Source organism: Pseudomonas sp. 5C2 (assembly GCF_034314155.1).
In the GTDB taxonomy this organism is placed as follows: Bacteria; Pseudomonadota; Gammaproteobacteria; order Pseudomonadales; family Pseudomonadaceae; genus Aquipseudomonas.
The window spans coordinates 353,377-366,333 of record NZ_JAVIWH010000003.1 but is presented as its reverse complement, the minus strand read 5'-3'; the positions used below and the strand labels follow the sequence as shown (position 1 = coordinate 366,333).

The 12,957-nt window shown below is 58.5% G+C and carries 12 protein-coding genes; 7 read left to right on the top strand and 5 right to left on the bottom strand.

Annotated elements, in window-relative coordinates; all coding sequences use genetic code 11:
* The first annotated feature begins 9 nt into the window (after positions 1-9).
* The 7 genes from rodA to lipA all read left to right on the top strand — a co-directional run bounded on the left by rodA (position 10) and on the right by lipA (position 6,565).
* Positions 10-1,113, top strand: coding sequence for a rod shape-determining protein RodA (rodA, locus tag RGU44_RS16430; RefSeq protein ID WP_322182881.1), 1,104 nt, complete (start codon positions 10-12; stop codon positions 1,111-1,113).
* 17 nt (positions 1,114-1,130) lie between these two features.
* Positions 1,131-2,141, top strand: coding sequence for a lytic murein transglycosylase B (gene mltB / locus RGU44_RS16425; protein WP_322182177.1), 1,011 nt, complete (start codon positions 1,131-1,133; stop codon positions 2,139-2,141).
* Complete coding sequence (locus RGU44_RS16420; protein ID WP_322218111.1) at positions 2,141-3,145, top strand: septal ring lytic transglycosylase RlpA family protein; 1,005 nt, start codon at positions 2,141-2,143, stop codon at positions 3,143-3,145. The genes mltB and RGU44_RS16420 overlap by 1 nt, the downstream gene beginning before the upstream one ends.
* A 234-nt stretch (positions 3,146-3,379) precedes the next feature.
* Positions 3,380-4,540 (top strand): D-alanyl-D-alanine carboxypeptidase family protein, encoded by a 1,161-nt coding sequence (locus tag RGU44_RS16415; RefSeq protein WP_322182175.1) that lies wholly within the window; start codon positions 3,380-3,382, stop codon positions 4,538-4,540.
* Positions 4,541-4,620: 80 nt separating this feature from the next.
* On the top strand, positions 4,621-4,896 hold the full coding sequence (locus RGU44_RS16410; RefSeq protein WP_219062680.1) for a DUF493 domain-containing protein: 276 nt from the start codon (positions 4,621-4,623) through the stop codon (positions 4,894-4,896).
* Positions 4,896-5,543 (top strand): lipoyl(octanoyl) transferase LipB, encoded by a 648-nt coding sequence (lipB, locus tag RGU44_RS16405; RefSeq protein ID WP_322182172.1) that lies wholly within the window; start codon positions 4,896-4,898, stop codon positions 5,541-5,543. Before RGU44_RS16410 ends, lipB begins: the two co-directional genes overlap by 1 nt.
* Positions 5,544-5,545: 2 nt before the next feature.
* Positions 5,546-6,565 (top strand): lipoyl synthase, encoded by a 1,020-nt coding sequence (gene lipA / locus RGU44_RS16400; protein WP_322182170.1) that lies wholly within the window; start codon positions 5,546-5,548, stop codon positions 6,563-6,565.
* 119 nt (positions 6,566-6,684) lie between these two features.
* Here lipA and RGU44_RS16395 read toward each other — a convergent pair whose 3' ends face one another.
* The 5 genes from RGU44_RS16395 to leuS all read right to left on the bottom strand — a co-directional run bounded on the left by RGU44_RS16395 (position 6,685) and on the right by leuS (position 12,749).
* Entirely contained in the window at positions 6,685-8,016 is a 1,332-nt protein-coding gene (locus tag RGU44_RS16395) for a lytic murein transglycosylase (RefSeq protein ID WP_322218110.1), read from the bottom strand.
* An 83-nt stretch (positions 8,017-8,099) separates the two neighbouring features.
* Positions 8,100-8,255 carry an alternative ribosome rescue factor ArfA gene (gene arfA / locus RGU44_RS16390; protein ID WP_219062677.1) on the bottom strand — a complete coding sequence of 52 codons (156 nt, stop codon included), beginning with the start codon at positions 8,253-8,255 and terminating at the stop codon, positions 8,100-8,102.
* Between the two features lie 112 nt (positions 8,256-8,367).
* Positions 8,368-9,405, bottom strand: coding sequence for a DNA polymerase III subunit delta (holA, locus tag RGU44_RS16385; RefSeq protein WP_322182165.1), 1,038 nt, complete (start codon positions 9,403-9,405; stop codon positions 8,368-8,370).
* A gap of 42 nt (positions 9,406-9,447) precedes the next feature.
* Positions 9,448-10,053: an LPS assembly lipoprotein LptE gene (gene lptE, locus RGU44_RS16380; RefSeq protein WP_322182163.1), complete on the bottom strand. Its 606-nt coding sequence runs from the start codon at positions 10,051-10,053 to the stop codon at positions 9,448-9,450.
* 89 nt (positions 10,054-10,142) lie between these two features.
* The gene (gene leuS / locus RGU44_RS16375; RefSeq protein ID WP_322182161.1) at positions 10,143-12,749 is read right to left on the bottom strand and encodes a leucine--tRNA ligase; all 2,607 of its coding nucleotides are present in this window, start codon (positions 12,747-12,749) and stop codon (positions 10,143-10,145) included.
* Positions 12,750-12,957 lie beyond the last annotated feature (208 nt).

The following is a 12,957-nucleotide window of genomic DNA, read 5'->3' as shown; positions in this document are numbered from 1 at the left end:
GAGGACGTGATGCGCCGTCGCGCCAGTTTCCTCCAGCGCATTCATATCGATGGGCCGCTGCTGATCCTGTTGCTGACCCTGGCCGCCGGCAGTTTGTTCGTGCTGTATTCGGCCAGTGGCAAGAATTGGGATCTGCTGATCAAGCAGGCGACCTCCTTTGGTATCGGCCTGGTGTCGATGTTCATCATCGCGCAGCTCGAGCCGCGTTTCATGGCGCGCTGGGTACCGGCCGCCTACGTAGTGGGGCTGATGCTGCTGGTGGTGGTGGACGTCATGGGCCACAACGCCATGGGCGCGACCCGCTGGATCAACATCCCCGGCGTCATTCGCTTCCAGCCTTCCGAATTCATGAAAATCATCATGCCGGCGACCATCGCCTGGTACCTGGCCAAGCACACGTTGCCGCCGCACTTGAAGCACGTGGCCTTGAGCCTGGGGCTGATCGGTCTTCCGTTCATCCTTATCGTGCGCCAGCCGGACCTGGGCACTTCTTTGCTGATCCTGGCGTCGGGTACGTTTGTACTGTTCATGGCCGGCCTGCGCTGGCGCTGGATCATTGGTGTGCTCACCGCAGCCGTGCCGGTGGCGGTCGGCATGTGGTTTTTCTTCATGCACGACTACCAGAAACAACGAATCCTGACGTTCCTCGACCCGGAAAGTGACCCGCTGGGCACTGGCTGGAACATCATTCAGTCCAAGGCGGCAATTGGTTCGGGCGGCGTATTTGGCAAGGGCTGGTTGCTGGGTACGCAGTCGCACCTGGACTTTTTGCCGGAAAGCCACACCGACTTTATTATTGCTGTGTTGGGTGAAGAGTTTGGCTTGGTGGGTATTTGCGCCCTGTTGCTGATCTATGTTCTGTTGATCGGTCGAGGGCTGGTGATCACCGCTCAAGCTCAGACGCTGTTTGGCAAATTGTTGGCCGGTAGCCTGACAATGACGTTTTTTGTTTACGTTTTCGTCAACATCGGTATGGTCAGTGGCCTGTTGCCGGTTGTAGGTGTCCCATTGCCATTCATTAGCTATGGCGGAACCTCGCTGGTAACACTGTTGTCAGCGTTTGGGGTTTTGATGTCGGTCCATACCCATCGTAAGTGGATCGCACAGGTTTGATTAAGGTGAACAACTCAATGCAAGTAATGCGTAGCTGGGCTGCTCGATATGCTCCGTTGGTCGGCCTGGTGGGCATCCTTGGTTCAGTGCAGGAGGCGGCCGCAGGCGATTACGACGGCTCGCCGCAAGTGGCTGAGTTCGTCGGTGAAATGACCCGCGACTATGGGTTTGCCGGTGAACAGCTCATGGCTGTTTTTCGCGAAGCAGAACGTAAACAGGCCATTCTCGACGCAATTTCTCGTCCGGCCGAACGGGTAAAACAATGGAAGGACTACCGGCCGATTTTCGTCACTGATGCGCGTATTGCGCGTGGCGTGGACTTCTGGCGTCAACACGAAGCGGTCCTTGCACGTGCCGAGCAGGAGTACGGCGTACCGGCACAAGTCATCGTTTCGATCATCGGCGTGGAAACGTTTTATGGTCGCAATACCGGCAACTACCGCGTAATAGACGCCTTGTCGACGTTGGGCTTCGACTATCCGCCGCGTGCCGACTTCTTCCGCAAGGAGCTGCGCGAGTTCCTGATGCTGGCCCGTGAAGAGCAAGTCGACCCCCTGACGCTTAAAGGCTCGTACGCCGGTGCTATGGGATTGCCGCAGTTCATGCCCAGCAGCTTTCGGGCGTATGCCGTGGATTTCGACGGTGATGGCCACATCAATATCTGGACCGATCCGGACGATGCGATCGGTAGCGTTGCCAGCTATTTCAAACGTCACGGTTGGGTCGCGGGCGAGCCGGTTGTGAGCCTGGCGACGGTGCGCGGTGAGCATGCCGACGAAGGTTTGAGCCCTGGAATCGATCCGGTAAAGAATGTTGGGGAGTTGCGAGCGTTGGGGTGGTCGAGTCATGATGCGCTGCGCGATGATATGCCGGTGACCGCTTTCCGGCTCGATGGTGAAAATGGCCCTGAATACTGGATGGGCCTGAAGAATTTTTATGCAATCACGCGCTACAACCGCAGTGTGATGTACGCCATGGCCGTGCATCAACTGTCTGAACTGCTGGTCCAAGCACGGGGCGTCAAGTAATGCGGGCATTGCCGATTCGCAAACCACTAAAGTTCCTGGCCTTCGCAGCCTTGACCATCCTGGTGGCCAGCTGTTCGACCAGCCGCTCGCCACAGAGTACGGCTGTGCGTTCGGCCCCAGGTCTGGATATCAACCGTGCGCATAAAGATGGTGCGCCATGGTGGGATGTCGATGTCTCGCGGATTCCGGACGCAGTGCCGACCCTGCATAACGGCCCCTACAAGGCCAACCCCTACACCGTATTGGGCAAGACTTATTTCCCGCTGTCTGACTCCAAGCGCTACGTAGCGTCGGGAACCGCGTCCTGGTATGGCACCAAGTTCCACGGCCAGGACACAGCCAACGGTGAAAAGTACGACCTGTACGGCATGAGTGCCGCCCACAAGACGTTACCGTTGCCCAGCTATGTTCGCGTGACCAACCTGGACAATAACAAGAGCGTGATCCTGCGGGTCAATGACCGTGGGCCGTTCTATTCCGACCGGATTATCGACCTGTCCTACGCGGCCGCTAAAAAGCTCGGTTACGCCGAAATCGGTACTGCGCGGGTCAAGGTTGAAGGTATCGACCCCCAGGAATGGTGGGCGCAGCGCGGACGTCCAGCGCCGCTGATGCTTGAACAACCGCAAGTCATCGCCCAGGCTGCGCCGCCTGCCTTTACGGCTTCCACTGGAACGGTCGAGCAATATACGCCACCGCCCCAGCAGCATGCTGTGGCAGTTCCAGCCATGCAAATTGATGCAAAAAAAAACGCTTCCGCACAAGCCTCTGGGCTGTATCTCCAGGTGGGCGCTTTCGCCAACCCGGACGCTGCGGAACTCCTGAGGTCGAAGTTGAGCGGGATGGTGCAAACTCCAGTGTTCGTCAGCTCGACAGTACGCAGTCAGCAAACGCTGTATCGGGTGCGGATGGGGCCGATAGACACTCAGGGTGAAGCCCAGCAATTACAAGCCAGCGTCCGGTCGGCCAATCTTGGCCAGCCGAGCGTGGTGACGTCGGATTAATAATTCAACCCGGGTTGGTTCAGGGTTGATGTGCAGTTGTTTGGCCGACGGTGACTTGCCGACAGAGCAAGCGATACATGCAACTGTTCACAGGGCAGTCTGATCAATCAGGCTGTTTTGTAAGCCAGGGGTAATGCCTGGCGTCGCAGACCGGATGAAAACGTCATTTTTTCGCCAGTCAGATTAGCTTTGCCCGCGAGGGCATGTTTGCCCATTAGCAATTTCGAGAGACGGATGAACATCACCACCTTTGCAAAACGCCTGTGCCTGCTAGTTCCGCTTATCATCGCCCCTGCCGCTTGGGCGGCTGAACAGATGATGCCATCGCCGCCGCAACTGGCCGCCAAAGCCTACGTGCTCATGGACGCCTCCAGCGGTAACGTTCTGGTCGAGAATAACGGCGACCAGCGTTTGGCACCCGCAAGCCTGACCAAGCTGATGACGGCTTACATTGCGACCCTGGAAATCCGTCGCGGCCAGATCGGCGAAAACGATCCAGTGACCGTCAGCGAGAACGCCTGGCGCACCGGCGGTTCGCGGATGTTCATCAAAGTGGGCACCCAGGTGACCGTCAGCGATCTGCTGCACGGCATCATCATCCAGTCGGGCAACGACGCCAGCGTCGCGCTTTCCGAGCATATTGCCGGCAGCGAAGATGCTTTCGCCGACATGATGAACAAAACCGCCGGCGACCTCGGCATGTCCAACAGCCACTTCATGAACCCGACCGGTCTGCCAAACCCGGAGCATTACTCGTCGGCTCATGACATGGCCGTGCTGGCACGCGCGATCATCCATGAAGACCCTGCTCACTATGCGATCTACTCGCAGAAAGAGTTCTTCTGGAACGGCATCAAACAGCCTAACCGCAACCTGCTGTTGTGGCGTGACAAGACCGTTGATGGTCTGAAAACCGGTCACACCGACGAAGCGGGTTACTGCATGGTGTCTTCGGCAGTACGTGATGGTATGCGTCTGATCGCCGTGGTGTTTGGCACCAACAGTGAACAGGCTCGTGCTGCCGAGACTCAAAAGCTGCTGACTTACGGTTTCCGCTTCTTCGAAACCCAGACGTTCTATCAGAAGGGCACCGAGCTGGCTCAGGCAGCTGTCTGGAAAGGCGTCGAGCATCAAGTCAAAGCCGGTCTGGCTGATGACCTGACCATGACATTGCCTAAAGGCCAATTGAAAAAGCTGGCCGCAAGCATGACTATGAATCCACAGCTGGTTGCACCTATCGCCAAGGGCGACGTGATCGGTAAAGTTGAAGTGAAAATGGACGACAAAATCGTGCACACTTCCGACCTTATCGCCCTCGACGCTGTCGACCAGGGTGGAATCTTCCGTCGCGTGTGGGACAGCATCCGCCTGTTCTTCTACGGTTTGTTCAACTGATATTGCCGACCGGCGTGCACCGGCTCTGACCCAGAGCGCGGTGCGTGCCGCTCGTCACGGCTTACGAGGCCGTTACTGCCATGACTGATACCGACGTAAAGTCGCATAAAATCGAATTTCCCTGCCTCGACTACCCGATCAAGGTGATCGGCGATACCGGCGTAGGTTTCACTGCCCTTGTGATCGAGACGTTGGCCAAGCACGCCACGCTCGATATCGCCACGCTCGCCGAGCGTCAAAGCAGCAATGGCAAATACACCACCGTACAGCTGCACATCACCGCGACTGGCGAAGAACAATTGCGCGATATCAATAGTGCATTGCGCGCTACGGGTTTCGTGCACATGGTGCTCTGATGTCCGGCAGCCTGGGCTTCCGTGACCTGGGTCTGGTCGCTTACGAGCCGGCCTGGCACGCCATGCAACGTTTCACCGACGAGCGTGCTCGCGAGGTGGGTGACGAGGTCTGGCTGGTGCAGCACCCTCCTGTGTTTACCCAAGGTCAGTCAGGCAAAGCCGAACACTTGTTGCTGCCGGGTGATATTCCGGTGGTACAGGTCGATCGTGGTGGTCAAGTGACCTATCATGGGCCCGGCCAACTGGTCGCCTACCTGATGCTGGATGTACGGCGTCTGGGGTTCGGGGTGCGCGAACTGGTCACCCGGATCGAGCACAGCCTGATTGCACTGTTGGCCAGCTACGGCGTAACAGCGGTAGCGAAAGCGGATGCGCCGGGTGTCTATGTCGATGGAGCGAAAATCGCCTCCCTCGGCCTGCGGATTCGCAACGGTTGCTCATTCCACGGCCTGGCGCTGAATGTGGACATGGACCTTGAGCCGTTTCGACGGATTAATCCCTGCGGGTATGCGGGGCTGGCAATGACCCAGCTACGCGATCATGCAGGCCCGATTGAATTTGCCGAGGTAAGTGCCCGGCTGCGTGCGCAGCTCGTCAAACACCTCGACTATGCTGAGCAGACGACCCTAACGGGCGGAATCGACTGACTATGACTATTGCGACTGACACTGCGCCAACCCTGATCCCGACGCTCGACATCGCTGAGCATGCGGCCCGTCCGAAAGTGGAAGCCGGCGTGAAGCTGCGCGGCGCGGAAAAAGTCGCGCGGATTCCGGTGAAGATCATTCCGACCGTCGACTTGCCGAAAAAGCCCGACTGGATTCGTGTACGTATCCCGGTTTCTCCCGAAGTAGACCGCGTCAAACAACTGCTGCGTAAGCACAAGCTGCACAGCGTATGCGAAGAGGCATCCTGCCCGAACCTGGGCGAATGCTTCTCCGGTGGCACCGCGACCTTCATGATCATGGGTGATATCTGCACCCGTCGTTGCCCGTTCTGTGACGTTGGCCACGGCCGACCGAAAGCCCTGGACGTCGACGAGCCGAAAAACCTGGCCGTTGCCATCGCCGATCTGCGCCTCAAGTACGTGGTGATCACCTCGGTTGACCGGGATGACCTGCGTGACGGCGGTGCCCAGCACTTTGCCGATTGCATTCGTGAAATTCGCCTGTTGTCGCCAAACGTCAAGCTAGAGACCCTGGTCCCGGACTACCGTGGGCGCATGGACATCGCGCTGGAAATCACGGCTGCAGAGCCGCCAGATGTGTTCAACCACAACCTGGAAACCGTGCCGCGCCTGTACAAGGCTGCGCGTCCGGGGTCGGATTACCAGTGGTCGCTGACCTTGCTGCAACGCTTCAAGGAGATGGTCCCGCACGTACCGACCAAATCCGGCTTGATGCTGGGTCTGGGCGAAACCAACGAGGAAGTCATCGAAGTCATGCAGCGTATGCGTGAACACAATATCGACATGCTGACTCTAGGCCAGTACCTGCAACCGTCGCGCAGCCACTTGCCAGTGGAGCGCTTCGTGCACCCCGATGTCTTCGCCTGGTTTGCTGAAGAAGGCTACAAAATGGGCTTCAAGAACGTCGCCTCAGGCCCTCTGGTGCGTTCTTCGTACCATGCCGATGAGCAAGCGGGTGCCGCTATCAAGGCCATGATCTGAGGCGAATAGCCTTCGATGCGTTAGCCTGAAAGCAAAACGGGTCGGACAGTGATGTCCGACCCGTTTTTTTATGTGGCTACCGCTGAGACTTACGCGAATACATCCGCTGCCGCCGTGCGTTACGGCTTGCGCAGGTTGTCCAGCAGCTCATGAGTCGGGTAACCGTCGGCCGGCCAGCCGAACGACTGTTGCGCGCTACGGATTGCTTTGCGCGTATTGGCACCGATGATGCCGTCAGACGCGCCGGCGTCGTACTGCCGTGATGACAGCAGGGTTTGCAGCTCAATGCGCTCAGAGCGGCTCAGAGGAAGGTCTCCGCGCGGCCAATCGCCCAGTACATAGCCGCCGCCGTTGAAGCGCTCGGACAGCAGGCCGATGGCCATGGCGTAGGACGACGAGTTGTTGTACTTGAGGATCGTGCGGAAGTTATCCAGCACCAGAAATGCCGGGCCTCTGTAACCCGCTGGCAATAGCAGGGCGGCCTGTAGTTGCGCGACGTTGGTGGGCAGGGCGCTGCCGCTCGGTAGCTTCAGCCCCATCTGCTGCCATTCGGCTACGGTTTTGCGTGTTGAGGCATCGGCCAGCGCGTAGTCAAAGCCTTGCGTCAGTTTGACTTCAAACCCCCATGGCTGACCTTTTTGCCAGCCCGAGCTTTGCAGGTAGTGAGCTGTCGAGGCCAGGGCGTCGGCCGGGGTATTCCATATATCGCGACGACCGTCGCCATCGAAGTCCACGGCATAGGTGTTATACGTGGTGGGGATGAACTGCGTCTGGCCCATGGCACCCGCCCACGAACCGAGCATGTTTTCGGGTGCGATATCGCCGTGCTGAAGAATTTCCAGCGCCGCCAGCAACTGGCTTTGCGCAAAGCCTGGACGACGGCCTTCGTAGGCCAGCGTCGCAAGCGAGCGAATCACCGATTGTGTGCCCTGGAACTGGCCAAAGCTGCTTTCCATGCCCCAGATCGCGACAAGTGCCTGGCGGTCTACGCCATAGCGTTGCTCGATGCTTTGCAACACATCGGCGTATTGCGTGAGTAAGGCCTGACCTTTGCGCACGCGCACCGCAGACATGGCGCCGTCCAGGTATTCCCAGACAGGGCGAGTGAACTCGGGCTGACTGCGGTCAAATTTGACCACGGTCATGTCCGGCACGACGCCGGCAAAGGCTCTGTCGAAAATATCGGCCCGGATGCCAGCCTTCAACGCTTCGCTTCGGAAACCGGCTTCCCAATCGCTGAAGCTCATGGTGGGCTGAAAATCGAACTCGCTATCGCCAGGCGGATTGGCGGGCGGGCTCGCAGGCAAAGCGGCGGCCGCAGGGGTGTTAGCGACTTGAAGAGGCGTGGCGTCTGCTGCGGTCGGTTTTTCCGCGCAGGCGACTAACAGGATGAAGCTGGAGGCGGTGATCAGTTGGCGAAAATGCCAACGACGGGAAAAACTAGAGGGCATGCTTGGGTCCAGGGTATTACCGACAAACGCAGACCTTATCATGCCTGTACGTTCGAAGGGGCCTTGGCAAGGCTGGCTACGGTTCAGGCGGCCAGAAAGTAAGAAGCCTCCCAGCTTTTAGACTGGAAGGCTTCGCGGCGGTAGCTGCCTTTGCCCTTGCCGGCGGGTTCCTGACGACTGCGGAACAACGGCTGGGCGATGATGGACTTGGCCTTGTTGGGCCTGGACGGCTTGCTCATGGCGGATACTCTCTCAGTGGGGGTTGAATCGATGCAAATCATCCGCTTGACGGAGGGATCTGTCTAATAGATGTCTGCTATCGCGCAAGCCAGCGCCTGCAGGGATCTGGATTTACTCAGCAGGCAAATTCAGCCGCTGTCCGGCCATCAACAATGCCAGTCGGCTCAAGCTGCTCCAGGCAGAACCGGCGGCCTGGCCCTTGATTTGTGCGTCGATGCGTTGAGCATCCATCAGCAGTTGGCCCCAGCGCTCTGCGGAGTAGCGTTGCAGGGCTTTGCTCATCAGCGGCTTGCGCTTGTCCCAGATCGGCGGGCGGGCCTGGCTGAAGGCCTTGTCCAGTGGGATGCCCTGGCTGAACTGCAACGCCAGGTTGGCCAGCACCCGCAGTTCGCGACACAGTGCCCAAAGAATCACCGGCGTTTCCACCCCTTCGCCACGCAGGCCTTCAAGCATGCGCAGCGCATGGGCGGCTTCGCCGTTGAGAATGGCATCGGTCAAACCGAAAACATCGAAACGTGCACTGTCGGCCACAGCCCCTTGCACGGTTTCGACGGTTATCTGACCACCGTCGGCCATCAGTTTGAGCTTTTCGATTTCCTGAGCCGCGGCCAGCAAGTTGCCTTCGACCCTGGCGGCGATCAGTTCGATCGCATCCTGGCTGGCCGTCAAGCCGGCCTGTGACAGGCGCTGGCGAATCCACTGCGGCAACTGGCTGGCATCCACCGGCCAGATTTGCACGAACTGCGTGTGTGGACCCTCAACCAGTGCCTTGCCCCACTTGGTTTTTTGCGCGCTACCGTCGAGTTTTGGCAGGCTGATCAACAGGATCGTATCTTCGGCCGGGCGCGAGCAATACTCGATCAACGCCGCCGCGCCTTTGTCACCGGGCTTGCCCGAAGGCAAGCGGAGTTCCAGCAGACGCTTTTGCGCGAACAATGACATGCTGGCGCCCGCCTGCAACAGCGTGCCCCAATCAAAACTGGCATCGGCGCTGAACACTTGGCGTTCGTCAAAGCCTTGCAGGCGTACGGCTGCGCGGATGGCGTCTGCCGCGTCCTGGCACAGCAACGGATCATCGCCGCTGACGACATACACCGGGGCAAGGTTGCCCTGGAGGTGTTTGCCGAGTTGGGCTGGAGTGAGCTTCATAGGTCAGAAGATGCCGGAGCCAGCGAACCGGCCCCGCGGCATTTATCGGGAAGGGATTTCAATAGGTGACTGTCGAGGTGTCTCGTTTTCGATCCTCTGCGCAGCTTCCAGGGCATCAGCATCTGCTTTTGCTTTGTTGTCTGCGGTCTGCTGCAGTTGCTCCAATTGGGTAGGCGTCAGCAGTTGCAGACGAACCATCATGTTCTGGACGAGCTGGTTGCGCATCTCTTTACGAACCTGCGCCATTTCCTGATCAGAGCCCATCAAGTTGTTGCCGTCATGCACGTAGACTTTCTGCACTTGCAGTTTGCCGTCCAGCAGCGACAGATCGTGAGCGCCATGGATCTGATAGTTGAGCTGGGTGGTCATTTCATATTCGGCCGAACCTGACGCGCCGGTGTAGCTGAGGGAGCGCTGCGATTCGTTTTCATCAACCAGAATCAGTTTGTACGGGGCACCCGAATGAATCCTCACGCCGCTGCCTTCCAGCGTCTGACGCAACTGAGTCACGATTTCGCCGTAAGCGTTACGCGCAGACAGATCGATCTCTTTGATCGTCAGCTGGTTAGTACCCGTGCCACGCAGCTGGAAACCACAGGCGCCCAGTAACAGGGCGAGACCCATCACCAGCAAATTGCGTTTGATCATTTGATGCTCCCCTTGAATCCGTAGGGGCCGACGTTGCGTCCCCTGAAAGTTGTGTTCAGCGCCCGATCGATACCGGGCGCTTGATGCCATTAGCTTGCGACGATATTGACCAGCTTGCCAGGGACCACGATCACTTTGCGGATCGTCAGGCCTTCGGTGAAACGCAGCACGTTTTCATTGATGCGCGCCGCTGCTTCGACTTCTTCTCGAGTAGCACTGGCAGGCATTTCGATCTGTCCACGCAGCTTGCCGTTGACCTGTATGACCAATAGCAGGCTGTCCTGCACCAGCGCAGTCTGATCCAGTACCGGCCAGCCAGCGTCTATGATTGCGCCGCTGTGACCCAAGTGGCCCCACAGTTCATGGCTGATGTGCGGGGTGATCGGGGCCAGCAGCAGGGCGACGGTTTCCAGACCTTCTTGGAGCAGTGCGCGGTCCTGTTCGGTCGTGTGCGGGGCTTTTTCCAGCACGTTCATCAACGTCATCACCTGAGCGATGGCCGTGTTGAATTTTTGGTGCTGGCCGACGTCCTGACTGGCGTTTTTGATGGCCAGGTGAATCGCGCGGCGAATGACTTTCTGCTCGTCGCTTAAGGCGGCGATGGCAAGTTTGACCGTTGAACCCAGGCTGACATGGGCCTGCGCCAGACGCCAGACCCGACGCAAGAACCGGTGTGAACCTTCGACGCCCGAGTCGGACCATTCCAGGCTCATGTCGGGTGGCGAGGCAAACATCATGAACAGACGGCAGGTATCGGCGCCGTACTGATCGATCATCGACTGCGGATCGACGCCATTGTTCTTCGACTTGGCCATCTTCTCGGTGCCGCCGATTTCGACTGGCTGGCCGTCGCTGATCAGTGTGGCGCCGATGATCTTGGCTTTGCTGTCACGCACGAGCTCGACATCGGCCGGGTTGAACCAGGTCTTGCTGCCGTTGGCCTCAAGTCGATAGTACGTTTCGGCGATGACCATGCCTTGGGTCAGCAGGTTTTTGAACGGTTCGTTAGAGCTGACGAGGCCTTCATCGCGCATCAACTTGTGGAAGAAGCGCGCATACAGCAGGTGCAGGATCGCGTGTTCGATGCCGCCGATGTACTGATCCACCGGCAACCAGTGGTTGGCTGCTTCCAGGTCGACCATGCCACCTTCATAGTGTGGCGAGGCATAGCGAGCGTAATACCACGAGGACTCGACGAAGGTGTCCATGGTGTCGGTTTCGCGTTTTGCCGGTGCACCGCATTTAGGGCAGGTGCATTCGTAGAACTCAGGCATGCGCGCCAACGGCGAACCGGCGCCATCGGGCACTACGTCTTCTGGCAATACAACCGGCAACTGGTCTTCGGGGACCGGTACGTCACCGCAGGTATCGCAATGCACGATCGGGATCGGGCAGCCCCAGTAGCGCTGACGGCTGATGCCCCAGTCGCGCAGGCGGAACTGTGTGCGCGATTGACCGAGGTTCTTTTTCTGCAGGGCGACTTCAATGGCGTCGAAGGCGCCTGCGAAATCCAGCCCGTCGAAAATGCCGGAGTTGATCAGTTCGCCGTGTTCGCCATACGCGTCCTGCCACGGTGCAGGCGTTTCATCGCCAGCGCTGGTGCGCACAACAGCCTTGATCGGCAGGTTGTACTGGGTGGCGAACTCGAAATCGCGCGCGTCGTGAGCCGGGACGGCCATTACGGCGCCATCGCCGTAATGCATCAATACGTAGTTGGCGACCCACACCGGCAATTTTTCGCCAGTCAGTGGGTGTTCGACGAATAGCGAGGTCGGCAAACCTTTTTTCGCCTGGGTGGCGATGTCCGCTTCCGCGACACTGCCACTTTTGCATTCGTGGATGAACGCTTGCAGCTCAGGATTACCTTTCGCCGCCAGGGTCGCCAAGGGGTGTTCTGCTGCAACAGCGACATAGGTCGCGCCCATCAGGGTGTCCGGACGGGTCGTAAACACCTTCAGTGCGCCTGCTTCACCAATCGAAGCCTGGTGATACGGGAATTGCACTTCCATGCCACGGGATTTGCCAATCCAGTTGCGCTGCATGGTTTTGACTTGCTCAGGCCAGCCCGGCAACTCGTCGAGTCCTTCCAGCAACTCTTCCGCGTACGCAGTGATTTTGAAGTAGTACATCGGGATTTCGCGCTTCTCGATCAGCGCACCGGAACGCCAGCCGCGGCCATCGATCACTTGCTCGTTGGCCAGTACGGTCTGGTCCACCGGGTCCCAGTTGACGGTGCCGTTCTTGCGGTAGATCACGCCTTTTTCGAACAGGCGAGTGAACAGCCATTGTTCCCAGCGGTAGTAATCGGGTTTGCAGGTGGTGATTTCACGCGACCAGTCAACGCCTAGGCCCAGGCTTCGCAGCTGGGTTTTCATGTAGGCGATGTTTTCGTAGGTCCACTTGGCCGGGGCCACGTTGTTTTTCATCGCGGCGTTTTCCGCCGGCATGCCGAACGCGTCCCAACCCATGGGTTGCAAGACATTTTTGCCCTGCATGCGCTGGTAGCGGGCGATCACGTCACCGATGGTGTAGTTGCGCACATGACCCATGTGCAGCTTGCCGCTGGGGTAAGGGAACATCGACAGGCAATAAAAAGTATCTTTGCCTGGCTGTTCACTGACTTCAAAGGATTTTTGCTCGTCCCAAAAGGTTTGGGCGGCGGCTTCGATTTCGCGGGGCTGATAGAGTTCGTGCATGGCTACTTTTTACTAAAAAGGGGTGACCTTAACCTCTTCGTTGCAACTCTGAATCGGTCGGCACCGCTTGCCGGAAGATTGAGACTGCCTGTGCGGTGCGTTCGGGCTCAAGAGAGCGGGAAGTGGAATTACAGGAAGCGCCGTAGCATACATGAGCGCCGACTATCGAGGGAAACCCTGATTGCTTCGTCGGTGCCCTCCGAGGCCG